19 protein-coding genes are annotated in these 24,552 nt (G+C 66.9%); 13 read left to right on the top strand and 6 right to left on the bottom strand.

The window, feature by feature from the left end:
- Nucleotides 1–60 precede the first annotated feature (60 nt).
- The gene (locus LLH23_14360) at nucleotides 61–1,269 is read right to left on the bottom strand and encodes a hypothetical protein (GenBank protein ID MCE5239655.1); all 1,209 of its coding nucleotides are present in this window, start codon (nucleotides 1,267–1,269) and stop codon (nucleotides 61–63) included.
- Nucleotides 1,270–1,404: 135 nt separating this feature from the next.
- Here LLH23_14360 and LLH23_14355 point away from each other — a divergent pair, with 135 nt between their 5' ends.
- The 11 genes from LLH23_14355 (at nucleotide 1,405) to LLH23_14305 (ending at nucleotide 16,260) form a co-directional block, all read left to right on the top strand.
- Nucleotides 1,405–2,070 carry an LON peptidase substrate-binding domain-containing protein gene (locus tag LLH23_14355; protein ID MCE5239654.1) on the top strand — a complete coding sequence of 222 codons (666 nt, stop codon included), beginning with the start codon at nucleotides 1,405–1,407 and terminating at the stop codon, nucleotides 2,068–2,070.
- A gap of 51 nt (nucleotides 2,071–2,121) precedes the next feature.
- Nucleotides 2,122–2,631: a hypothetical protein gene (locus LLH23_14350; protein ID MCE5239653.1), complete on the top strand. Its 510-nt coding sequence runs from the start codon at nucleotides 2,122–2,124 to the stop codon at nucleotides 2,629–2,631.
- A 106-nt stretch (nucleotides 2,632–2,737) separates the two neighbouring features.
- Nucleotides 2,738–3,661, top strand: a complete 924-nt coding sequence (locus LLH23_14345) for a hypothetical protein (GenBank protein ID MCE5239652.1) — start codon at nucleotides 2,738–2,740, stop codon at nucleotides 3,659–3,661.
- Nucleotides 3,662–3,803: 142 nt separating this feature from the next.
- Complete coding sequence (locus LLH23_14340; protein ID MCE5239651.1) at nucleotides 3,804–4,847, top strand: hypothetical protein; 1,044 nt, start codon at nucleotides 3,804–3,806, stop codon at nucleotides 4,845–4,847.
- A gap of 124 nt (nucleotides 4,848–4,971) precedes the next feature.
- The gene (locus tag LLH23_14335; GenBank protein MCE5239650.1) at nucleotides 4,972–7,650 is read left to right on the top strand and encodes an extracellular solute-binding protein; all 2,679 of its coding nucleotides are present in this window, start codon (nucleotides 4,972–4,974) and stop codon (nucleotides 7,648–7,650) included.
- 3 nt (nucleotides 7,651–7,653) lie between these two features.
- Entirely contained in the window at nucleotides 7,654–8,520 is an 867-nt protein-coding gene (locus LLH23_14330; protein ID MCE5239649.1) for a hypothetical protein, read from the top strand.
- An 18-nt stretch (nucleotides 8,521–8,538) separates the two neighbouring features.
- Nucleotides 8,539–10,554 (top strand): carbohydrate ABC transporter permease, encoded by a 2,016-nt coding sequence (locus LLH23_14325; protein MCE5239648.1) that lies wholly within the window; start codon nucleotides 8,539–8,541, stop codon nucleotides 10,552–10,554.
- 23 nt (nucleotides 10,555–10,577) lie between these two features.
- Complete coding sequence (locus LLH23_14320; GenBank protein MCE5239647.1) at nucleotides 10,578–11,963, top strand: sulfatase-like hydrolase/transferase; 1,386 nt, start codon at nucleotides 10,578–10,580, stop codon at nucleotides 11,961–11,963.
- 82 nt (nucleotides 11,964–12,045) lie between these two features.
- Nucleotides 12,046–13,707, top strand: a complete 1,662-nt coding sequence (locus LLH23_14315) for a hypothetical protein (protein ID MCE5239646.1) — start codon at nucleotides 12,046–12,048, stop codon at nucleotides 13,705–13,707.
- A complete protein-coding gene (locus LLH23_14310) occupies nucleotides 13,708–15,159 on the top strand; it encodes a sulfatase-like hydrolase/transferase (GenBank protein MCE5239645.1) in 1,452 nt (483 codons plus the stop codon).
- Between the two features lie 39 nt (nucleotides 15,160–15,198).
- A complete protein-coding gene (locus tag LLH23_14305; protein ID MCE5239644.1) occupies nucleotides 15,199–16,260 on the top strand; it encodes a hypothetical protein in 1,062 nt (353 codons plus the stop codon).
- An 83-nt stretch (nucleotides 16,261–16,343) separates the two neighbouring features.
- On the opposite strand, the gene LLH23_14300 is transcribed toward LLH23_14305, so the two are convergent.
- Entirely contained in the window at nucleotides 16,344–17,207 is an 864-nt protein-coding gene (locus LLH23_14300; protein MCE5239643.1) for a bifunctional methionine sulfoxide reductase B/A protein, read from the bottom strand.
- A gap of 324 nt (nucleotides 17,208–17,531) precedes the next feature.
- Here LLH23_14300 and LLH23_14295 point away from each other — a divergent pair, with 324 nt between their 5' ends.
- Nucleotides 17,532–18,218: a DUF1559 domain-containing protein gene (locus LLH23_14295; GenBank protein ID MCE5239642.1), complete on the top strand. Its 687-nt coding sequence runs from the start codon at nucleotides 17,532–17,534 to the stop codon at nucleotides 18,216–18,218.
- A 65-nt stretch (nucleotides 18,219–18,283) separates the two neighbouring features.
- On the opposite strand, the gene LLH23_14290 is transcribed toward LLH23_14295, so the two are convergent.
- From LLH23_14290 to LLH23_14275, 4 genes are all read right to left on the bottom strand, one after another.
- The gene (locus tag LLH23_14290; GenBank protein MCE5239641.1) at nucleotides 18,284–19,417 is read right to left on the bottom strand and encodes a hypothetical protein; all 1,134 of its coding nucleotides are present in this window, start codon (nucleotides 19,415–19,417) and stop codon (nucleotides 18,284–18,286) included.
- Between the two features lie 90 nt (nucleotides 19,418–19,507).
- Nucleotides 19,508–20,599, bottom strand: a complete 1,092-nt coding sequence (locus tag LLH23_14285) for a glycoside hydrolase (protein MCE5239640.1) — start codon at nucleotides 20,597–20,599, stop codon at nucleotides 19,508–19,510.
- Nucleotides 20,600–20,751: 152 nt separating this feature from the next.
- Nucleotides 20,752–21,741: a Gfo/Idh/MocA family oxidoreductase gene (locus tag LLH23_14280; protein MCE5239639.1), complete on the bottom strand. Its 990-nt coding sequence runs from the start codon at nucleotides 21,739–21,741 to the stop codon at nucleotides 20,752–20,754.
- 114 nt (nucleotides 21,742–21,855) lie between these two features.
- The gene (locus LLH23_14275; GenBank protein MCE5239638.1) at nucleotides 21,856–23,568 is read right to left on the bottom strand and encodes a DUF4091 domain-containing protein; all 1,713 of its coding nucleotides are present in this window, start codon (nucleotides 23,566–23,568) and stop codon (nucleotides 21,856–21,858) included.
- Between the two features lie 244 nt (nucleotides 23,569–23,812).
- On the opposite strand from LLH23_14275, the gene LLH23_14270 reads away from it, so the two are divergent.
- Complete coding sequence (locus LLH23_14270) at nucleotides 23,813–24,460, top strand: DUF2993 domain-containing protein (protein ID MCE5239637.1); 648 nt, start codon at nucleotides 23,813–23,815, stop codon at nucleotides 24,458–24,460.
- Nucleotides 24,461–24,552 lie beyond the last annotated feature (92 nt).

Below are 24,552 nucleotides of genomic sequence, written 5' to 3'. Positions count from 1 at the left end.
ACCGGCTGTGCCGGTCTCCGGGGACAGACCCCCCTCGGCTGCGGGGGCAGACCCCTCCGGTCAGGCCTTGATGACGTGGAGGGGGGTCAGGCGGGCCACCATGCGGCCCAGCCCGCACTCGATGGCCTTCAGGACCGGCTGGCGCCCGCGGTAGCGCTGCTGGATGTCGTGGAGGTCCTGCACCATCTCCGTCGTCCGATCCTCGATCGTGGACATCTCGAAATAGCGCTGGTTGTCCACCTCGATCACGCGCAGGACATCGCGCAGATGCGGGATGGCGTAACCGGCGCCGTGGGGGATGACGTTGGCGTTCTGGAGCCGGTGCAGCACCCCCGCCTCGACCGCGCGCTCGCGGAAGCCCAGGCTGTCGATCACGGAGTCCGTCAGGTTCGGCAACCCCTCGAACAGATAGCCCGGCAGGTCGCTACGGACCATTACGGGCAGGAGGCTCCCGTCGGCCGGTTGGCTGTCGTGGCATCCCAGCAGCACGGCATTGCCGCCCTGCATCCCCTGGTGGGTCTCGTTGCTGATGAGTTCGAAGTCGCCGAAGCAATGCCGGGCGGCCAGCAAGCGGCGCTCCCGGGCGAACTGATCGGCGCGCGCCCAGAAGTCAACGAAGCGCTGCACCGCGTCCTCGAGCAGTACGTGCAGTTCGCCCCACGGGGTGTCGAACAGGCGGGCCAGACGCTGCAGGGCGGGGGAGCTATCCCAGTACGACCCAGGCCCCAGGGCGCTCTCGGTGTGCAGCTCCGGGCACGAGGAGTGCATGACGAAGGCATAGGGCGGCAGAGGGCGGTCCGTGTCCGCCGCCTGCACCTGGCAGATGTCAATGAAGTGGTTGCCACGGCCGAAATCCCAGTTGATCTCCAGGCCGGAGAGGCTGACGCGCGACGCCTTGAGCTGATCGAGACGCTCCACGACGTCCTGGGGGCTGGGCTTGTCGGGCAGACCGCCGACGAGCATCCCGCAGCCGTTGGGCTTCACGTCCAGGATCAGCAGCGGACGGTCGCCGTCGCCCCACTGCACCTTGCCCCCATAGCCGAAGCCGGACTGCCAGCGGGCCGTGTTGCGGGTGATGGTCATGTCCGGCGTGGCGATGAAAGTCGCGTCAGGTGGGTATCCTAACTGCAACAGGACATGGTTCGTCTTCGCCAGTCCGTAGGCCATGTTGGCGGCGCACAGGCGGGAGGCGCTGTCGTCGAGGCCCATGGCGAAGATGAGCCGGCGGGCCTGTTCGAGCTGTTGGTGGGGGTTGGCGCTCATGGTCATGGAAGGTACTTCGGCGTCGCCGCAGAGTCTCCTGCGCTGCCCGCGCGGGGAACACGGGGGCCGGCAGGAGACACCGGGCGGGACGGCGAACACTGTTGAAGGTGCAGGCGGAGGGGCTGCTGGAGGCTGGGAGAGATGGAACTGCCACTCATGCCGCTGAATGCGGTCCTGTTTCCGGGCATGGTGATGCCCCTGTTCATCTTCGAGCCGCGCTACCGCGAGATGGTCGAGCGGTGCATGGCCGACGGCGACGGCTTCGGCGTCGCGCTGATCCGCGAGGGAAAGGAAGTAGGCGGCCCGGCAATTCCCTGGGCTGTCGGGACCACGGCCAACATCGTGCGGACGCTGGAACTGGAGGAGGGGGGGATGCATGTGCTGACCGTGGGAGCCGACCGCTTCCGGCTGCTCGACATCGTCCAGGCCGAGCCGTACATGGTGGGGGAGGTGGAACTGCTGGCCGAGAGCGATGGGGCGGCGGTCCCGGCCGAGGTCCAGGACGAGCTGCGGGAACTGTTTGCCGATCATCTACGTTTGGTCCTGCAGCTATTGGGGCAACCTGACTTGGATATCAGAATCCCTGACAGCGCCTCGCGCCTGTCGTACATGGTCGCCGCACACCTGACCTGCGAGCCCCAGGCCCGACAGCGCCTGTTGGAGATGGACAGTCTGCCGCAGCGCTTCTTCCACGAGAAGCAGTTGCTCCAGCGGGAGAGCGAGGAGTACCGACTGCTGCTGGCGACCAGAAGGAGACTCGGTACTGGGGGAGGAAAGACGGAGGACGAGACGTTCTCACTGAACTGAAGCACTACTCTATCCTGATCGGTCGTACGTATCACCTGGAGGTCGTTGTCGTTGGCTAATGATGAGGCCTTTGCGGCCTTCAAGCAGCGCCTGGACCGGGTCATCACGGCGTGCCAGCAGCCCGAGGAGCGGCGCATCGGCTTCGGCAACATCCGGCACGAATACTGTGACTGGTGCCGGGAGGGCGTCAATGACACGAACATCGCGGTCATTTACGAGACGCCTGGCGGCTCCACCACCCAGATCAACGTCACGTTCAACCACCTGACGGGGGAGTTCACCTACCTGGACGAGGACCTCGAGTCTCAGATCACCACCACCAGCGCTGAGACCGTGCTGCAGTACATCGAGGACCACATGCGCCAGATTCCCGGCAAGCGCCTGGTGCAGATCGAGAAGACCATCGACTCGTGGGTGTCGCAGGGCAAGGGACGCAGCGAGATCTTCGCCGAACTGAACAAGCTGCTGCAGACCGAGTTCCTGGGCGGGCGCGTGAACAACAACGAGCTGAAGCACGGCATTCAGCACCTGGTCCGGGAATACGCCCGCGCCGGGGCCTGAGGCCCCTGCACCCGCCGGCCCCCGGAAGACAGCCCCTGTGGCTGTCTTCTTCCGTATGCGGAGTCCCCCGCGAGGACCAGACCATCCACCGCCACCGAGGTGCGCCATGGCTTCTGTCCGCGTTGACGGCTCCACCGTCTGCATCGAGACTGATCTGCTGGCCGCCGAAGTCCACACCGAAGGCTATGTCAGCGGCGTGGCTGCCGGGACGCTGCGCGACAAGCAGACCGGGGCGACCGATCTGGGCTTCGGACTGGACATCGTGGATTTCCTGCTCGAGCCGCTTGGCGATGAGCCGGGCGCGGCGGAGGACGTCTACCCCCTGGGGGACCTCTACCACGGCCACCTGGTCAAGCGCTACGTGGAGACGCCGCAGATCTGCACCCAGGCCCGGAAGCTGGAGTACCGCGTCCACGACCTGGGCGACACGGTCGTCGTCGAGCAGTGGCACCACTGGTCGGGCGCGACCTACGGGCGGCGGCCGGGGTCGCGCTGGGAGCAGACCCTCGTCTTCCGCGACGGCTGGCGCTACTTCCTGGCCTCCGACCGCGTCACGAGCGTGAATGCAGTGGATGGCCTGATCCTGCGGATTGACATGCCGGGCCACCTGAAGCACCAGGCCGGCGACAGCTTCGAGCGCATCTTCCTGAGCTACCACGGCGAGATCCCCGCAGAGGAGTTCCGGGAGGACTTCGCTCCCGATGCCCGGTTCCTGTACCAGCGGCAGCCTGGCGGCATACCCGAGGACATGATCCGGGCCTACCAGGTGCGCCTCAACGGGCGGCCGGGGCCGTGGCTGGCGGGGATCACCCTCGACCCGGCGGTGGTGTCCGAGGCCTGGTGCCACCAGCGGGGCTATGTGTGCTTTATTGAGGAGATCGGGGGGCGGCCGGTGGCGGCGGGCGCGCAGTTTGGCGCCGCCTATGCCGTGGGCTGGTTTGACGACCTTGCGCCGATGGGGCAGGTCGCCCGGGAGTACCGTGGCGTCTCGGAGGTGCATCTTGAAGCGGGGGAAGTCGTGCTGAGGTAGACCAGAAGGTATGCGGAGGGTTTCCGCCGAAACGTTGTCCTGAGCCTCGCCCCCGGGGAGTGGCTGTCGCGCCCGCAGTTGCCGTCAGACGCGAGGGCATGCCGACGTGAAGGTGTCTCACACATTCCCTGGAGGTGGTGTCATGCCGCGATGTAGTCTCGCCCCCGCCTGGTTGCTGCTCAGCCTCGTCATCACCGTCTTCGTCGCTTGCAGTGTCACCCCGGCCCAGACGATGGGTCCTGAGATGTACGGCCTGGTGGGTCGGTTCGGGATGGGCACTCCTGTGCCGACGCGGGTGCTCGCCATGGGCGGGTTCCTCAGTTGCGTGAATGACGACCAGTTCGCGAACCCCGCCTTTGCCGCGGTGCAGACGCGGCCGAGCATGGGCGTACGGGCCACTCGCACCGAGTTCGACAACGGCCCCACGGTGGACAGCTACTACGCGCACCTCACGCTGCCGCTGCTGCCACGCCGGAGCGGGCTGCAGTTCACCGTCATCACGCTCGACAGCTCCGGCGACCCGGCGGTCCTGCCAGGAGTCGGGCCCGTCGAGGTGAACATGTCCGAGAGCGCCATGGTGGTGGACTACGGCCGCCGCCTGCGGGGCCATCTGACGGGTGGGCTGAGCGTCCTGGGCTTCGAGGACGTCGGGCTAACCTTCACGTCGGGGTTCGGCGCGGAGTTGGCGGACGTGGATGACACCGCACAGTACGGTTTCCGGGGTGGCCTGGCCTATGAGTGGGCTCCAGGCGATTTCATCGGGGCCATGTACAGCTTCTCACGCGACGACGTGGACTTCCGCGCGCTCGTCCAGTCACCGGGCGGTGGGGCCCCGGTGCAGGTCGCGCAGAGCCTCGAGTTCGACAGCTCGCAGTTCGTGCTGGGAGCCTCGCGGCACCTGAACCCGAACCTGCTGCTCGCCGCCGAGTACCAACATGGTGTCCTGTCCGGGGACGGGTCGGACAAGGTTAGCGACACGTGGAGCTTCGGCGCGGAGTATCTCGTCGCCCCTGATTGGGGGCTGCGCGCCGGGGTCAATGACGGCGACTTCTGTTGTGGCGTGGGCTGGGATGGGCCGCACTGGCGCGCCGACTACGCCTTCATCAATGGCTGGAGTAGCGGCGACGTCAGCCCGCTGTTTGGCGGCTCGGCGACTCATTCGTTTGAAGTGATGTACCGCTGGTAGAACCTGAGGTTCCGCTAGCAGATCCGACTGCGGCAGGCCAGACAGGAGTCAGCCGCCCCGGCGGCGAAATCAGTCTGGCCTGCCTGCGCGCAGGTCGCTCCCTCTTACCGAAGGATGGTCCCCGTTGACGTCAGGATGCCGTTCACTGCTGGCCTTCACGCTCGTTGCTGTCGGTTGTGCGTCTGCCGCTCCGTCGGCCCCGACTGACCCCGCACGGGGAGCGAACGGCCAGCCCCTCTTCCACATCTCGGTCACCTCGCGCTACAACGCGCAGAACCGCCAGCCCAAGATCATTCGCGACTTCCTGGCGGCCCATCCGAATGTGCGTCTGGTCCAGTGGGATGGCATTCGCATGCCCGCCGAGGGCGCGCGGGCCTCGCTGGCCATGGCCATGGCCGCCAACATCGGCCCCGACATCTTCGAGACCGACATCCGCCAGGCCGTCGAGCAGCGGCTGGCCTATCCCCTGACCGAATGGATCGGCGAGGACGGGGTCCTCGCCAACGGCAAGCCGAAACTGACGAAAGACGGCAAGCCGGACCGCAACGGACAGGTGGATGCGGATGAGAGCAAGTGGCCGGACTGGGTGAAGATCAAGCCGCTGTACCGGCAGGTCGTCACGGTCAATGGCAAGGTCTACTCGCTGCCGAATCGCGGCGGGACGTACGTGGGCATCCTGTACAGCAAGCGGCTCCTGCGCAAGGCCGGCCTCGACCCCATGCAGCCGCCGAAAACCTACGACGAGTTCATCCGCTGGGTGCGGCTCCTGTACGACCCCGTGAAGAAGACCTTCGGCCTCGAGTTGACCTCACAGAGTTGGGCCTTCGCCCCGTGGGTGGCCACGACCGGTTCCAGCATCGTCGTGCAGGACCGCTCGTGCCCCCAGTGCGGCAAGCAGATCACCTTCAACGAGCAAGCCATCGAGTTCGTGGACCCGGCCGGGCATGACCTGTCGCGCGTCGTGCCCACGTGGCGCTGCAATGTCGCCAGCCCCGAGTGCACCGCGGCGGTGGCGTTCTACCATCGCCTGCGCTGGGCGCCGTGGGTCATGGACCGCCGCCGCCGCGAGCCCGTGGAGCTGACGCAGCAGGACGTGGACAACGGCTTCGTCATGTCGGGCGGCAAGCGCCTGGTGTTCGGCAAGGACGAGGTGGTCGAGGGCAGCATCGGCGTCACGACGACGAACCTGCTGGACACGATGAAGCGCATGGGGCGCGACCTGGCGATGTACCCGCTGTGGTCGGGTGACATGACCGAGTTCCAGAATCTGGGGCTGCAGCCCGACGACATGGGCATGATGCCCTTCCCCGGGATGAACGAGCACTGTCAGCCGGTGCTCCAGGCCTCCAACAGCTTCTTCATGATCGGCAAGGACGTACTGAGGCGTGGGGGGCCGACGGCGCAGGACAAGAAGGCCTACCGGGACCTGGTGTGGGAGATGATGCGACGCATCTGCTCCCCCGAGGGCTCCGACGAGGAGATCCGCCGGAAGGTCGCCGCCGGGCAGGCCAAGTTCCTGAACCCCCGCGACCTGGAGCGCCTGGGGTTCGATGACTACCTGCGCGAAATCCCGCCCGAGAACATGCTCATGTGGCAGGGCATCGAGCAGGGCCGCATCCTCGAGGTCGTCGAGCCCTTCATGGGCAAGTGGCTGCAGTTCCGCGACTTCTACCAGCGCGAGATCATTGACCTGGTGCTGCGGCCCAGCGGCAAGGAGTTCGACTACAAGACGGCGCTAAAGGACCTCGAGCGTGACGCCAACACCGGCATCATGTTCGAGCGCCCGCCCGAGCTGCTCAACCAGTACCGCCCCCGGGCGCGCCTTATCGCCGGCTTCATCGCGCTCTTCCTGGCCTTCTTCACTGTGCTGATCGTCCGCGACCAGATGCGCAAGGTCGAGAGCAAAGCCGGCGTCTACAAGGGCTTTCTGCCGTGGCTGATGCTCACGCCCGCGGTGGTCTCGATTGCGCTGTGGGGCTACTACCCGCTCGCGCGCGGTCTCGTGATGGCTTTCCAGGACTACAAGGTCGTGGGGCACTCGGCCTTCGTGGGCCTCAACAACTTCATCAGCATCGCCCTGGACCCCAACTTCTACCACTACCTGCTCACGACGTTCCGGTTCGTACTGTGGAACCTGGGACTGGCATTCTTCACTCCCATCGTCCTGGCGTTCCTGCTCACGGAGGTCCCGAAGTTCAAGATCTTCTTCCGGACGCTGTTCTTCCTGCCGCAGATGACCTCGGGGCTGGTCGTGACGTTGATGTGGAAGGAGATGTTCGCCGGCACGGCCCAGGGGACGATCAACCGCCTGCTGGCGCCAGTCCTGGGCCTGTGGGACCTCAAGCCGGTGGACTGGCTGGGCAACCCGAATGTGGTCATGGCGTGTGTCATCATCCCGAGCGTCTGGGCGGCCTCCGGCATCGGCAGCCTGATCTACCTGGCGGCGCTCAAGTCGGTGCCGGACGAGCTGTATGAAGCCGCCAGCCTGGATGGCGCGGGCTTCCTGGGGCGCATCCGTCACATCACACTGCCCACCATCGCCCCGCTGGTGCTCATCAACTTCGTTGGGGCCTTCATCGGCACATTCCAGTCCATGGGTCAGATCTTCCTGCTCACCTTCGGCGGTCCCGGCAAGGCCACGATGGTCATGGGCATGGCGATCTGGCAGGAGGCGTATGTCAACATGCGCTTCAGCCTCGCCACCAGCTACGCGTGGATCCTGGGCAGCATCCTGATCGGGTTCACCTACCTGCAACTGAGGATCTTGAGGCGCGTGGACTTCCGGCAGGCAAGAGGAGACTAGAACGTGTCCAATGCGCCCCGACTGATCGCGTTGTTGGGAAGCGTCCTTGCGCTTGCACTGATCATGACGGGTTGTGTCAAGCGCGCCCCGACCGCTCCTCCGGCTCCCTCTCCGCTTCGCGGTGCGACTCGACAGCAGCAGGCGGCGGAGCTGCGGCGGCTTGCGCTGAAGCAGGCACAGGCGGTGTGGCCGTCGCCGTTTGAGCAGTACGCACCACAGTGGGCGAAGGGCATCTCGCAGGCCATCATGGACACCGGCACTGAGCCCTTGTCCGAGCAGCGCATGGCGGCGTTGCGGGAGGCGGTCACCCACGGCGCTGCCGATGCGCCCCAGCCCGCCTTGCGGGAGTACTACGTGTGGCGAGCCGCGGCCGCACGGTACAACTACGCCGAGCTCGCACGTCTCCCGGACTTGACGCCCCGGCAGATGCAGCAGATCGACCGGCAAGTGGACGAACTCGCCGAGCACGTCACCGAACAGGTGCGGAGGACTCTGGCGGCACTGGACCCCGCGATCGCAGACGAGGCCGGTGCCACTGCCGCGAGGGAGTTCACTCACGACGCAACGCGTGGCCGCACAAATCCCTCGTCAGTGCTGTTGAAGCAGCCATTGTTGCCCGACCAGATTGAGCAGATCAAGCAGGGGTTTGATACTCGGTTCGCCCAGTCCGACGGGCTGATCCGTTCCGTGCTCAGAGCCGTGAAGGACCCTGAGAAGCGCGGCGAGTCCATAGCCAGGCACGCGCAATTCACGATGATGGCCCAGATTACGGCTCTGTCTCCACGACCACAGTATCCGGAGGACGTGCTCAGACTAGAAAAGGCGTACGCGGATGCCTACATGGCAACCCGGAACCTGCCCGGAAAGTGACTTCTTCTCAGACTTCCCATGCCCATCATCAGTGACATAGACCGCAAGTCAGCCAAAGGCCGCGCGCTTACCGCGTGGATCTACGTGACGCTGCTGCTCGGCGGCCTCACGATGGTGTATCCCTTCGCCGTGATGCTCACCGGCTCGGTCAGCAACGGCTTCGACTACGACCGGCGCGACCCGGCCCCGCGCTACCTGTGGTCCCGCCAAGACCGCTTCATGCACATGCTGTGCGCGTACTTCCCGCCGGCCCACCGGGCGTCCCTGCGGCAGCTCCGGCAGTACTTCCCGGACCTTCCGGAAGATTGGTCGCTGTGGAGCGCCATCGGCGACGAGCGACAGGCCAGCGACGCCTGGGCGCGCAAGCAACTGGCGCTGCTGCGGGACCCCGACCAGCGCCAGTGCCTCGAGACGGCCGCGCGCGACTATGCGGACTTCATGCGTGACTGGAACGTCACCGAGACGATCCTGGCGTACGACAACCGCTACATCGCGCCCTTCCTGCGTGGACGCTACGGCACTCTGGCGGCGCTCAACCAGGCGTGGCAGATGACCATTGATGACTTCGCCAAGGTCAATGCCAGCGAATGGAGCGGGGAACCGGTAGACCAGGCGACCTACATTCCGGAAGTGGATGTGCGCTACCGGGACCTGCTGGAGTTCCGCAAGGCCTACCGGGAGAACCGCTTCACCGCCTATCTGAAGGGCGATCCGTCGGCGGCGGGGTACCTGCGCCCGGCGGCGCTGCGGTTCATCTGGGAGGACTACGTCGCCAAGCAGGACGAGAAGCTCAAACCCGAGCAACTGGCGGCGCTGCCGTTCCCGGTCGCCGCGGGCGTGGGAGGGGTCACCGACCCCGATGGGTCGCGGTCGGTGACCGCTCCCACGAGTCCCGCACACGCGGACCTCGTCGCGCTCTGGGAGAAGTTCCTCCTCACCGAGTTCCCCATGCGCCACGTGGAGATCGTGGTCGGCAACCGTCAGGCGGAGTTCGAACGCTTCCTGCAGCGGCGCTTCCCGAGTGTGGACTACCTCAACCGCGTGCTGGCCGGCATGGGGCAAGCCTTTGAGCCTGTAGCCCGCTGGCAGGACGTCAGACTGACCCCCACTGCGCCGTATGGCCCGCTGGGGCGCGTGTGGATGGACTTCGTGCGCGAGACCGTGCCGGTCACGCAGTGGCGCATCCGCGACACGCTCCCCGAGCAGGCCTTCCAGGAGTTCGCCCTGGCCAGGCACGGCAGCCTGGCGGGGATCAACACGGCCTATGGGCTGAAGCTCGACAGCCTGGAGCAGTTGGGGGTGCCGTTCGGGCAGGCGTTGCTGGTCACGTTCGCCCACAAGCAATGGGCCTTCTTCTTCGACAACCTCGCCGGGAACTACGTGGCGGTCTTCGACTACCTGATCCACCGCGGGCTGGCGGTGCGCAACACGCTGATTCTGGTGATTCTCGCCATCTGCATCACACTGACCGTCAACCCGCTGGCGGCGTACGCGCTCAGTCGGTTCCGGCTGCGCCAGACCGAGAAGATCGTCGTCTTCTGCCTGGCGACGATGGCCTTCCCCGCGGCCGTGGCGGCCATCCCGGGGTTCCTGCTGCTGCGCGACCTGGGGCTGCTCAACACCTTCGCCGCCCTCGTTCTTCCGGGCGCGGCCAACGGCATGACCATCTTCCTGCTCAAGGGCTTCTTCGACTCGCTGCCAGCGGAGCTATACGAGGCAGCGACGATAGACGGGGCGCCCGAGTGGACCGTCTTCTGGCGCATTTCCCTGCCGCTGGTCAAGCCGATCCTGGCGGTGGGGATGCTGAACGCCTTCATCGCGGCCTACAACGGCTGGGAGTGGGCGATCATCGTGGCGCAGGACCCGAAGATCTGGACGATCGCGGTGTGGACGTACCAGTTCAGCCAGACTCTCACCGGCGCGCCCTACATGGTCATGGCCTCGTTCATTGTGAACTCGATCCCGGTGCTGCTGGTGTTCCTGTTCTGCCAGAAGATCATCCTGCGGGGCATCATCCTGCCGCAGATGAAGTGACCTGGGGCCGCGGGGAGCGCGCCATGAACATCCTGATCATCCTCGAAGATGCCGTGCGGCCTCACCACATGAGTTGCTACGGCTACCCGAAGCCGACAACACCTCACTGCGACCGCCTGGCGCGCGAGGGCGTCCTGTTCCGCGACTGCATCTCGGTCTCCTCACACACGCTGCCGCCGGTGGTCTCAATCATCACCGGGCAGGACGTGGCCTCGCACCATATCCAGAGCCCGTACGACTTCGCGCACTGGGCCGAGAGCCCGGAGTGGGTCGGCCGCCGCACGCCGCTGCACCTGCTGCGCGACCGGGGCTTCGCGATCGACGGGGAGTTGGTGACGCGCTGGGGGCCGCTGGGCTTCGACCGCGACGACAACGACCTGCTCGGCTATCTCGACCGCCACCGCGAGGGCGGCTGGTTCTACTTCGCGATGCCCTACCCGACGCATCTGCCGTACAACCCCCCGCCGGAGTACTACGACCTGTTCGTGCCGCCCGACTACCACCCCGATGTCGCGACGCAGGAGCGCCTGGACATCGTCCGTACCCGCATGATTCTGCATCCGCCTGATGTCGTCTCGGCGATGGAAGCAGGCCGTCAGGACCCCATCGGCGACGGTGACGACGCCCACAAGCGCAGCGTGGCGGTCGTGGACTTCGTGCCCGAGCAGGACCGCCCCGGCGTCCACGCGCTCTATGATGGTGAGCTGCGTGTGTTCGATGACATGGTGGGCCGCTGGGTCGCGAAGCTGGAGGAGGTGGGCCAGCTCGACGATACGCTGATCGTCATCACCTCGGACCATGGCGAGGAACTGCTGGAGCGAGGCCACATCGGGCACACCTCGTGCAACCTGAAGGGGACGCTGTACGACGAGTGCGTGCGCGTGCCGCTGCTGATGCGCTATCCGAAGGGGCTACCGCAGGGCGTCACCGTCGAGCAGCAGGTCTCGCAGGTTGACATCATGCCGACGATCCTCGACCTCCTCGGCGTGCCGTTGGAGCTGCCGCACGACGGGCAGTCGGCGCTGGGGCTGATCGGGCAAGGACTGATGAGGCAGGATGGGTGTGTGGGAGGGGTCACCGACCCCGAACGGTCGCGGTCGGTGACCGCTCCCACAGTGACCGCCCCCACTGGCCCAGCAAGCGCCGCCTTCCGCCAGCAGGCATTCGCCGAGACGATGCCCGCCGGCTGGCAGGCGCTCGAGGGCGACAACCGACGCATCTGGATGGTGCGGGAGCAGGGCTGGAAGCTCATCCTGAACTGGGACCCGGAGACGCGGGAGCAGCGCTGGGAGCTGTACGACCTGCGCCGGGACCCGGGCGAGCTGACGAACGTGTGCGAGGCGGAGCCCGAGCAGGCGGGGCGGCTGCGGGAGGCGCTGCTGGCGCAGATGTCGCACCGGCTCAATTAGTGTCGCGCGCGTGAGGCCGGACGTGCGAGCTGCCGGCGCGGCCGGGACGTCCGCGCTCATGCGAGGAGACAGGAGCATACCCATGCGTTCGTCAGCACTGTTCATGATACTACTCGCCGCGCCACTGTGCGCGGCGGAGAACCCCATCCCGAACCCCTCGTTCGAGGAAGTCGGCCAAGACGGGTGGGCGGTGAAGTGGGGCCGGTACAACTGGGGACCGGAGGGCAGCCAGGGCAGTCAGAAGATTGACACTACGGTGGCGCACACGGGCCGCAACTCACTGCAGGGCATCAACGAGACGGCGACGGCTCGCGGCGGCGGCTACACCCACGTGCCACTGGCGAAGGGTACCTGGGCGCTGAGCTTCTGGGCGAAGTCTGAGCCCGGCAAGAGCGGTCTCGCGTGCTGCTACCTGGCCACCGCCTACTCGCGAGCCTTCCGCATCACCGATCAGTGGCAGAAGTTCACCTTCCGCAATACGCTGTTCGACTCCGTAGATCGCGCCGAGATCAACGTGCAGAATGCCTCCGGGGCCATCGGCACGATCTGGTTCGATGACATCGCCCTCGAGCCGTGCCAGGAGGCCCGCGCGAGCATCGTGCCCGACAAGCGCCCCGCCCGGCAGCAGCCGAGGCTCCTGTACTTCAGCACGCATCTGATGTCCTGGGCCGATGAGGCCGAGAAGTGGCACGCGCGAGGCTTCTCCGGCGCGTTCATTGACAACGTCTACTCGGACATCTGGAGCGACGTGTGGGCCGTGGACAAGGACCCCAACACGCGCGGCGAGGATGACAAGCTGCTCCAGGAATGCCGCGCCGCCAACGCCAGGTGTCTCAAGGCCGGGGTAGATGCCAACGTCCTGAAGGTGGCGTTCTACACCGACCTGCCCGACCCGTTCGACGACGCGGGCTACGCCAGGATCACTGCCAACTTCCGCGAGGCGGCGCGCTTTGCCCGGCTGGCGAAGTTCCCGTGCTTTGCCGTAGACACGGAGTACACCGCCTACCAGTTCGACCCGGCGTGGAAGGGCTACGGAGGGCGGCACACCCCCGCGGAACTCGCCACCAAGACCCAGGAGCGCTGGGCCACGATCTTCGAGAGCGTCATCCGCGAGTACCCGCAGGTGGAGCTGCTGACCTTGCCGGAGGGCTCGATCCACTACGGGCCGCTGTGGGCCTCCATCTTCGCCGGGATGATCGAGGGGATGGAACGCACGCACTACACGCGCGGCATCCACCAACTCACCGAGAGCACCTACCAGATGCGCGCCCCGTGGGCCCTGCGCGACTTCGCCGAGAGCGTCCGGGACGCCACGACGGAGAAGCTGCCCGCCCGGGAGCGGACGTATTGGCGGAAGTACGGCGACCTGGCCCTTGGTTGCTGGCCGCTGGGGTACTACCGGGCCATTACCGACAACGACGGCAAGTTCCTGGGGTGGTCGGGCAAGAAGGAGACCTACGGCGACAAGATCACCGGCTCGTACGCGGACAAAAGCGAGAACTACCCCCTCGCCGAGTTCGGTCCGCAGTTTGCCGCCGCCCGCAGCTTCAGCGGCAAGTACTGCTGGATCTATGGTCACGGCACCTCCTGGATGCAGTACACTCCCGAGCAGGTGGAGCACTACAAGCAGGTCTCGATGTCTTCCTTCCCGGCGGCCAACTGGATCCTGCCGACCGTCTCGAATATCGCGGAGTACTACCACATCACTGCGACGCCCCAACTCGTGAAGCTCGTGGAGCAGTAGATGGCCGACCGCCCGCACTTCCTGCTCATCATGTCGGACCAGCACAACCCGCACGTGATGGGCTGTGCGGGAGATAGGGTCGTCCGGACGCCGCACCTGGACGCCCTCGCCGCCGACGGCGTGCGCTTTGGCAGCGCGACCTGCGGCTCGCCCCTGTGCGTCCCCTCGCGGATGACCTTCCTGACCGGGCGGCACTGCAGCGACCTCGACGTGTACACCAACGGCTGCTACCTGCCGTCGGATGTCCCGACCTTCGCCCACAGCCTGGGCGCGGCGGGGTATGAGGTGACGCTCGGCGGCCGGATGCACTTCGTCGGTCCCGACCAGCGCCATGGCTTCCACCGGCGTCTGGTGGGCGACGTGACCGCGTCCGTGCCCGGCGGGCCAGGCATTGACCTCGGGCACATCCCCACGGTCAGCACCGGGCAGACCCGCGCCACCGTGGAGGTCTCCGGGCCGGGCCGCACCTCGTACCAGGCCTTCGACGAGGCGGTGCTGGGGGGATGCCAGGAGTACCTGCGCGAGCGCGCCGAGCACCCCGAAGACCCTTTCTGCCTGGTCACCGGGCTCGTGTTGCCCCACTGCCCGTACATCGCCCCGAAGGCCCTCTACGACTACTACCTCGACCGCGTCGAGCCGCCGCGGCTGCCCGATGGGTACCTGGAGAGCGTGCCGGAGCCGGTGCGCGGCATGCGCCAGGGCCGGGGCTTCGACGAGCTGACGCCCGACCAGGTCCGCAGCGCCCGGGCCGCGTACTACGGGCTGGTGGAGGTCGTCGACGGTCTCGTCGGGCGGCTGCTGGGTACTCTCCGTGAGACCGGGCTGGCCGACAACACCATCGTCATCTACACCTCCGACCACGGCGACTGCATCGGGGAGAATGGGTGGTGGTGCAAGACCAGCTTCTACGAGGGCTCCGTCGGCGTGCCCCTGATCGTCAGCGCCCCGGGGCGACTGCCAGAAGCGCGCGAATGCGCCCTCAACGCCAGCCTGCTGGACCTGGGCCCGACGCTCCTGGACTACGCGGGCGCCGAACCCCTTCCGCACGTGGCCGGGCGGTCGCTGCGGCCGCTGCTGGAGGGCGCCGTGCCGGCCGACTGGGACGACGCCGTCTTCTCCGAAATGGTCGGCTATGGCCACGAGCCGCCTGGACGCATGATCCGACAGGGGCCGTGGAAGCTGCTGTGGTACCCGGGGTTCCCTCCGCTGCTGTTCAATCTGGAGGAGGACCCCGGTGAGCTGAGGAATGTGGCCGACGCGCCGGAGCTGCGGGGGCTGCGCGAGCAGTTCCACGAGCGCGTGCAGGCGGGGTTCGATGCGCAGCGGTCGCTCGGGGTACTGGCCCGGCGTGCCCCCAGAGCGCTCCTGGCGCAGTGGCGGCGGCAGTTCGCGGCGCCCGATCCCGATCACTGGCTGCCTCCGCCGGGAACGAATGTCTGGCCGGAACAGTAGCACCCAAACCGGACCACTATGGCACGAGGACTGTCCACCATGACCAGCCGCGAGCGCCTGCGCACCACGTTGAGCCACCGTGAGCCCGACCGCATCCCGATGTGCGAGATCTGCTTCTGGCCCCAGACCGTGGAGCGCTGGCGCGGTGAAGGCCTCCCCGCCGAGCAGAGCCCAGCGGCGTACTTCGGCCTGGACACCATCGCCATCAGCGGGCCGAACTGCAGCCTGGGTCTGCCGGTGGAGCTGGTCGAGGAGGGCGAGGACTGGAAGCTGGAGCGGGACGCCGATGGGTCCACCCACAAGGTATGGAAGGACAACTACGCCCCCCCGTGCGAGGTGGATCACCTGATCAAGACGCCGCAGGACTGGGCACAACACCGCGACCGTCTGCAGCCGACCGATGACCGGCTCGGAGCGCTGGCCCAACACTACCCGCAGGCCGCCGCCAACGGGCAGTTCAGCACCTTCGACCCGGTCGAGCCGGTCTGGTGGGTGCTGCGGACGCTGGGGATGGAGCGGGCGCTGATGGTGATGGTGGAGCAGCCCACGTGGTTCGAGGAGATGGTGGCGACCCAGGCCGAGATGTCACTGGAACTGCTGCGCAAGCTGCTGGCGCAGGGCGTGACGCCCGATGCTGTCTGGTTCTTTTCCGACCTGTGCTACCGCAACGGGATGCTGTTCTCGCCGCGCGTGTACCGGGAGCACGTCCTCCGCTACCACCAGCGCTTCGCCGAGCTGTGCCATGCGCACGACATGTTCATGATCCTGCACTGCGATGGCGATGTCGGCGAGTTCGTCCCGCTGCTCATCGAGGCCGGTTTCGACTGCATCCAGCCCCTGGAAGCCCGCGCGGGCAACGATGTGCGGCGCTACAAGCCGCTGTACGGCGACCGGATCAGCTTCTTCGGCAATACCGACATGGATGTCCTGGCCCGGGGTGACCGTGAGGAGATCACGCACGAGGTCGCGACGAAGGTCGAGGCGGCCAAGGTGGGCGGGGGGTACATCTGGCATTCCGACCACTCGGTGCCGCCGACGGTGAGCTTCGAGTCCTACAGCCTGGCGGTCGAGGTGGGGAGGAGGCACGGGGGGTACGACTGAGCGGTCACTGGCGTGGGAGCGGTCACCGACCGCGACCTCGGGCACGCGCGGGTAGGGGTCGGTGACTGCTCCCACGGCGAGGCTCACCACAACTGCTTGCGCGCGTGGCAGTACGGCAGCTTGCCGGTCTTGTCGTAGTAGTCCTGATGGTCTTCCTCCGCCGGCCAGAACTTGCCCGCCGGCGTGACCTGCGTCACCACGTCCATCCCCCTGGCCTTGAGATCGGCAATCAGCTTCCGCGCCACGGCCTGCTGCTCGGCGGTGGTGGTGAAGATCTCGGAACGGTACTGGTCGCCGAGGTCCGGGCCCTGGCCGTTGGCCTGGGTCGGGTCGTGGATCTCGAAGAACAGCTTGGCCAGCGCCTCGAAGTCCACCCGCTGCGGGTCGTACAGCACCTCGACGGCTTCCGCGTGGCCCGTCGTGTGGCTGCACACGTCGCGGTAGGTCGGGTTGTCGGTATGGCCGCCCATGTAGCCGACCGTGGTGGCGATGACGCCGGACTGCTGTTTGAGCAGGTGTTCCACGCCCCAGAAGCATCCCCCGGCGAAGTACGCCCGTCCTACCCTCACCTCCGCCTCGGGCACGAACGTCAGGGCGGTGGAGTTCACACAGTTCCGGACGCTCCTGGGGGTCATCCCCTCCCCAAGGAAGGCATGCCCCAGATGACCGCCGCAGTTCGTGCAGATGATCTCCGTTCGCCGCCCGTCCGCATCGGGCTGGCGCGTCACGGCGCCGGAGATCGTGTCATCGAAGGACGGCCAGCCGCTGCCGGAGTGGAACTTGTCCTGCGACCGGAACAGCACGGCCCCGCAGCGCCGGCAGGTGTAGAGGCCCGGCGCCGTGAGGTCCACATACTCACCGGTGAACGGAGCGTCGGTCCCTTTGCCGACGATGACGTGCTGCTCCTCGGGGGTGAGCGTCTTCCATTGGCTGGTATCCTGCTTCACGGTGGTGTCCTCCTTTGCTGGCGGTGCGGGGGCATCCTGTGCGCGCGCCGGGCACAGCAGGGCTGTGCAGACGGCCGCGCAGGCGGCGGCTGCGACGAGGATCATGATGGCAAGCCTCGACAGAGCGCGCACAACGTCCTCTCTGGGCCGTCGGGCCAGGTGGTATGTCCCCGCGCAGGACGGCCGCGACGGAGTCCTATACGGGGCAACACGCAGGAAAAGAGGAATGTTCCGGAGCAGAAGGGGGAATAACTAGGGATGTCGAACGACTTTGGGGGGGAGAGTGGTGCGGGTGTTGGCACTAGCATGAGAGGATGAGTATCCATGGGCGTACGCAAGGGCTTCACACTGATTGAGTTGCTGGTGGTGATCGCCATCATCGCCATTCTGGCGGCGATCCTGTTTCCCGTCTTCGCCAAGGCTCGGGAGAAGGCCAGGCAGACGAGTTGCCTGTCGAACCTCAAGCAGATCGGGCTGGGTCTGCAGATGTACTCCCAGGACTATGACGAGATGCTGGTTCGCTTCTCTGGCCCGTACTTGTGGGTAGAGAAGATGATGCCCTACGTCAAGAACCAGCAGATGTTCAAGTGTCCTTCGAGTGGGTCCGGTTGGGGAGTGGTGAACACCACCGCGTGTACCCTCGGGGCCCACATGCCGGAGTCGGATGCCCGGGTTCGCGGCGTGTACTGCACGTACGGCATCTGCACCATTACCGAGAGCGCCACCTATGGTGACTTCAACGGCGATGGTGACGTCACCGATAGCCTTGGCTACAGCATGGGGTTCTCCGAGGGCCAGATCCAGCTCCCGGCCGAGAAAGTCGCCGTGTGTGAGTCCTCGTGCTGGCGCTTCCGCGGGCTGGACCACTACACACTGTACCGCAATGGCAACACGTCGTTCGCCGTCCACAACGGCGGCATGAACTGCGCCTTCGCCGACGGGCATGCCAAGTGGTCCAAGGACGCCAAGCGGGGCAACTTCGACATCACTGCCACGACGATCTACAACTGAGGCGTCCACGGGCAGTGGATGGGCCCGAGCCCCGTCCGGCCCGGCGTCGTGGCGCGGCTCCGCCCTCAGTACCGCCCGTGCACCCGCGCCGTCTCGATCATCGCGGCGATGTTCTCGTCCGGTGTGTCGCGGCCGCACTGGTCGCCCGTCGAGAGGATGAAGCCCCCGCCAGCAGCCGCGTCGTCCAGCGCCCGCTGGCTCGCCTCGATGACGGTCTGCGGCGTGCCCCGCAGCATCACCTCGGTCGTGTGCAGGTTCCCCATCAGGCCGATCTTGGCCCCATAGCGGCGCTTGATGTCGGCCAGGTCACAGTCGCCCATGGGCTTGATTTCGAGCGGGTTGATGGACGACAGGTCGGTCTCCTCGGCGCAGATGCGCACCAGGTCGCGCTCCGGCCCGCAGCAGTGGATCTGCGAGGGGACGCCCGCTTGCTTGCAGATGCGGGTGACTTCCTGAATCGTCGGCAGGCACAGCACGCGGAAGATGGGCTCGGGATTGTTGATCATCATGCCGGAGCCGCCCGTGAGCACGAAGTCGGGCTGGAGCTTGACGATCTCACGTGCGCGGCGGACGCAGGCTTCCCCCTGCCGCTCACAGCGCTCCCTGACCGCGTCCCGGTTGTCGGCCCACTCGTAGACCGCCTCGGCGGACAGCCCCAGCATCGGCGTCCCCACGGCGACCCCGACGACGCCGGCCTCGCCCATCAGCTCCCGCGCCCGGTCGAAGGCTTCCCGGCCACGGTAGTTCGTTCGAGCCGTCACGTCCTCCCACGTCTCCGGTGGGCCCTCAGGCAGCCCGACCTTGCGCAGCGGGACGTTCCCTGTGGGTGGGTCAGCGATGTAGTAGACGGTGCAGGTGTCCGTCCACTTGTCCTCTCCGTCAGTGGTCGCCCGGCGCCGCGTGTAGATGCGTTCGGCGGTCCGGTGGACGATGGCCTCGGTCCACTGCGGGCCGGCGGCGGCCGCCTCCAGCTCGTAGTCCAGTTGCAGAGGCACCGAGGGCAGCCAGCCGTCGAAGCCGAAGTGCTGGCAGCAGCGGATGTACGCTTCCCACAAGGGCGGGTCCTGGTACAGGTAGATGTCCCAGAAGGGCTTGCCGGTGAGCCGGCAGGGGATCATGTTCGACGTGTCCGGCGCGACCGGCACCATATCCGGCTGGCCGTTCGCCATGGCGATGAGCATGCGTTGTCGTGAAGTCATGGGCGGGGTCCGGGAGGCGGGATTCGGGATTCGGGAACCGGGCGTAGCCGACGGGGCCGCGTGGGCGCGCGTGTCCGCACGCGCGCAACCTCATGGGACCTCCACGAACGTTCCCGCGATGTGGCGGGTGCCGTCGGCAATGTTGGCATAGTAGGCCACCAGGATGGTGCCGTCGCCGAGTGTCACGGCCCAGGGATAGCCGATGTCGAAGTTGTACAGATCGTCGCGCAGGACCAGCTCACCGGCCATGTCAATCGTCTCGCACTCGGGGTCCAGCAACAGGCAGCGGACGCCGAACGGCTCGCGGCGGTAGCCGTAGGCCAGCAGGACGCGCCCGTCCGGGGCGACGGCGGTGGTGAAGGGGTGCCCCCAGACTTCTGTCTTCGCCCACTCGCTCCACGTTGCGCCGCCGTCGGTGGAATGGCACATGGCCAGATAGCCGTCCAGGCCAGCGGTGCGGATGAAGGCTACGACCTTGCCGCTGGGACACAGGTGCAAGTGCGGCTCGTGCATGTCCACCGTCGCGTCGTGGGCGATGACCGACAGGAAGCGCCAGCTCTGCCCGCCGTCGGTGGAGCGGTAGGCCACTGACGGGGACGGGCGGCTGCCGCCATAGACGGGCATGAGGACGGAGCCGTCCGGCAAGCTGACGCTCCGGCCCCTGACGGCGCCGCGGGCGGGCACACCCGGCAGCCGGTCCATGGCTCCGGGCGCGGGCTCGACGACGGTGGCCGGCCCCCAGGAGACCCCACCGTCGGTGGAGCGCAACGTGTGCACTCCCAGGTTGCTCATCGTCCAACCGTTGCCGTCCACCAGGAAGGGCGCGTCGGGCACCAACTTCTGGGACTGCGCCGGGTAGATCTGCCAGGCGAACAGTGTGCACAGGATGGCGCCGTCGGCCAGGAGGCTGAGGCACGGGTCCTGGCAGCCGGCGGCGGGATGAGCGTAGATGAGCTGCGGCTCGGGGTCCCACGTCCGCCCCTCGTCGGCGGAGGTGACGCAGACGGCCTGGCTGTTGGGGTCGGCATGCGTGACGACCCCGCCCGGCTGCAGGCGCCGCTCCGGGGCCCGGCGGAAGCCGCAGATGAGCTTACCGCTAGCCAGACGAACGATCGAGGGGAACGTGGAGTACCACGCGTCGTTGCCGTAGATGACGATGTCTTCGAGCTTCCGTAGGGCCATGGTCTGGTCCCCCTATGCTTGGGTAGTGTCAATGGACGGGTAGTGCCAACAGACTGGTAGTGCGGGCTTCCAGCCCGCCTCTGCGTGGCTAGCGGTGGACCTGCGCGCGTGGGGACACGCGCGCCCACGCGGCTCACGGCATAGCCACGCGGCTAGTGGCCGCCGATGCGCACCGGCTGGCCGGTCTGCGCCGACTCCCTGGCCGCATTGAGCACCCGCAGCGTCTTGACCATGTCGTCCATCCCCGCCACGGGCGGCTGTCCGGCGCGGAAGCGCTCCAGCGTGTCCTTCGTGTATGAGAAGTACACGTCATCGGCGGTGTTGCCGACGACGCGTTCGCTGCGGCCGTCGCGCCAGTAGACCGTCATGTCACCCATCTCGGGCCCGCCGCAGTGCAGGTTCGCCGAGTCGAGCGAGAAGTAGCGCTCGTAACCCTCCGGCATCGAGTAGCTGACTTCACCCACGCCGATCTCCCCCTCGGCGCCGACCATGGTGAGACTGCAGAGGTCCTCAATCGGCTCTCCGTGCAGGCCGCGGGTCCAGTGGGCGGAGACCTGGGTGACCTCTTGGACGCACAGGTAGAAGAACAGGTCCACCACATGCGGGCCGAAGTTGAAGAGCGGGCCGGCCCCGGCGCGCGCGGGGTCGAGCATCCACTCCACGCCCCACTCGCGGTACCGGCCCGGGTCGCCCGCGAAGAGCCGGTAGTAGTAGTGGTTCACGCGTCCGATCTGCTCCCGCCGCTCGCGGAGCCACTGCACAACGGCATAGTAGCGGGAGACCAGCGCGACGCTGGCGAAGACGCCTTCGGTCCGGGCCATGGTCGCCACCGGCTCCAGCTTGCGCCAATCCACGCCCATGGGCTTCTCCATGTGAAAGGGTAGGCGGCGCTCAACCAGCCAGTCGGCCAGGGCGGTCATGTCCGCATGCGGCGCATGGGCGAACACGAAGTCAGGCTTCTGCTCGGCGATGAGCTTGTCGTAGTCGGTGTACGACGGGCAGTCCACGAGCCCGTCGGTCAGCGCGAGCTTGCCCGGCAGGCACTCGCCGAGGGCCACGATCTCCTCGCCCAGCTTCTGCAGGGCTTCGACGTACATCAGGCGCACATGCCAGTGGCTGGCGCCGAGAATGGCGATACGCATGGTGTGTCCTCCGGTAAGGCAGGCGGCCTTGCCTGCCCGGTCTGCTAACGGCGTGGGCTGGAAGCCCGCACCACGACGACGGCGCGGGCTGGAAGCCCGCGGTCCCAGTAACGGCTACTGCGCCAAGGCCTGCAGGATGGCCTGCTCGCGGGCCAGGAGCGTCTCGGGCAGGCGATCCCAGTACTGCGGGTGCACGAAGAGGCCTGGCGTCGGGTTCAGCAACTCCTTCAGCTTGCGCGCCTTGGCGCCCTTCACCTTGCCGTCGGCAAGCATCTGCCGCGCCACGCGCAGCAGGGCCAGGTCCTGCATCCCGGCCCGCAGCACCTTCAGGCGCACGGAGGGCAGGACGGGCCCCCCGTCGCTCTGGGGCGGGTAGACGAGGTAGTTATTGCCATTGTGGATGCCGCCGTACGGGTAGCCGCCGGGCGTCTGCTCCAGCTCGAGCGTCTGCCAGAAGTCGTCCTTGATGCCCCCGGCCGAGAAGCCGGCCCAGATGAACACGCCCTTGGCCCCGTAGTAGTCCGACATCCACAGCGCCAGCCGGTGCTGTAGGGCGTCGCAGTCCACCTCCATGTTCGGGGCCATCGTCAGCGGCGCCCGGAACTGGATGTGGATCGGCAGGTGGCAGTAGTAGTGCCACAGCGTCGGGGCCTTGAGATGGCGCATGCCCTCGGGGTCATAGCCCTCGGTGGACAGGTCGGTCATCCAGATGTCGCAGCCGCGCTCCATGCCCTGGTGGTACGCCGAGGCCAGGAACACCCGCAGGCCCGGGTACTTCTGCTTCATGTCCTGGCACCACGGCACGTTGGACTGCTCGAAGGTCTCGGTGAGGGGCTCGTCGTTGTTGCTGTACACGAGCGCCTGATCGAGCCAGCCTTTGGCCTTGATGTGGTCATACAGCAGCTTGTAGTCGTACTTCTTGCCGGGAGCGTCAAGCTCGAACACGTTCTGGCCCGCGGCGGCCAACCCATCGTGGATCCGGTCGAACTCCGCGGGATCGTCGGGCTTGAAGGTGCCCTTGAGGATGTCCATGGCCTGCATGTTGTGGTCCAGGGCCAGCTTGGCCATCCCGAGCATCTGGTCCTGGCTGAGGCTCTTCTTGCCGTACCGCGGGCGGAACCAGGCCACGAGCGGGAAGTCCCGCGGGCGCAGCGGGAGGCCCGGGACGATCCGGAAGCGTTCCTCTAGGGTGTTGGTCTGGGTTCCGTCAGTGACCTTGACGCGGGCAGTCACGAGGCCAGCCGGCGCGCCGGCTGGCAGCTTGACATCCACCCAGAACGCGCCGCAGTCCGTCCCGGAGAGCGCCACCTCCGAGGCTGGCACGAGCGGATCGGGCCAGCGGTCAACGGGGTAGCGGGGGTAGCCGGGCTGGGCGGTCTTGACGAAGACCTCACGAAAGGTCTCGATCTGGGCTCCGGGGCAGCCATCCACGCCGGCCTGGACGGTGTAGGTGGCGTCGGCCGCGCCCATCCGGGGCAATACGACGACCTGGAAGGCGACGGTGTCACCGGCGGCCGCCCATCGCGGCTCGGTCTGCAGCAGGCCCGGTTGGTCGCCACGGGTGGCGACGCTCTGACCGCGGAACCAGTACTTGAGCGGCCAGACCTTGACCAGGTCGTGGGTCACGCCGAGGGCGAAGCGGCTGTCAGGGCCGAAGCGCTCGTCGAAAGCGCGCAGGGAGTCGCTGAAGGGCAGCCCCCAGGGGTCCACGGTGCCGGCGATGGCCTTCTCGGCCGGGGGCAGGTCGTCGGGGTACTTGGCCTGGGCGGGCAGGGCCGCCAGCAGGATGAGCATCAGGATGAGCCAGACGGGCAGGGGTGGGGTCATGGTCATGATTCCTCCGTGTCCCGGGTATTGCGCCGCCGGGAGCCGTGTTCCCTCCTGCGCGAGGGCACACGATGCGGCTGCAGGCCCCGCGCGGCAAGGCGGGCGAAACTTTTGGGCGGCGTAGCGACTCTAACGCAATGTCCTACGCACCGTAGTAATGAATGGGGCTGTGGCCCCGGAGCACATGGAGTTGAGGATTGTGAGCTTTCGCACACGATGTCTGACAGCCGTGGTGGGGATGGCCATGGTTGCGACGGCTGCGTGGCCGGCGATGACGCCCGACCAAGTGGCCGCCCGTATCCGTTCCCGCATGACGCACCTGTGGAAGGTGCAGAACCTGCGTATCGCCGTGACGCCCCATCCGGGCAACGCCGGCATGGACAAGGGCGCCTTCAAGCAGATCAAGGTCACGGCGGACTCCGTCACGGTGGACGGAGTAAAGATGACGCAGGTGCTGATGCAGGCACAGGATCTGGTCCTCGACCTGCCGAGACTGCGGACGCGCAATGATGTGAAGGTGCTGCGGCGCGGGTCGGACAGGATCCACGCGAAGGTCTCAGAGGCCGACCTGAACCGCGCCCTGACCTTCAAGAAGAACCGGATCGAGAACATGCGCATCAAGCTGGGCCATGGCAACCTGGTCATCACCGGGAAGTACCGCTTCGGCCTGGCCACGAACTTCATGGCGCAGGGACGGTTGGAGTGCCCCGACGGCTACCGGATCAGCTTCATCCCGACCAAGGCCTCGGTCGGCGGCCTACCGCTGCCCACCGCGCCGCTGCGCACCCTCCTGAAGAAGATCAACCCGCTGTTGGACCTGCAGAAGATCCCCATGTCGCCGAAGGTGGACCGCCTGATCGTCCAGCCCGGGTACCTGTCGGTGCAGGGCTAGGCGCATCCACGGGTGTAGCCGAGGCGGAGAGTGTAGGGCGGGGGCTTGTACCCCGCCGAGACGTTCGGTTCGTGCCATGCGGGGCGGGGTAC

Source organism: bacterium (assembly GCA_021372615.1).
Classification (GTDB): Bacteria; Armatimonadota; Zipacnadia; order Zipacnadales; family UBA11051; genus JAJFUB01.
This window is presented reverse-complemented; position numbering and strand designations above follow the sequence as displayed.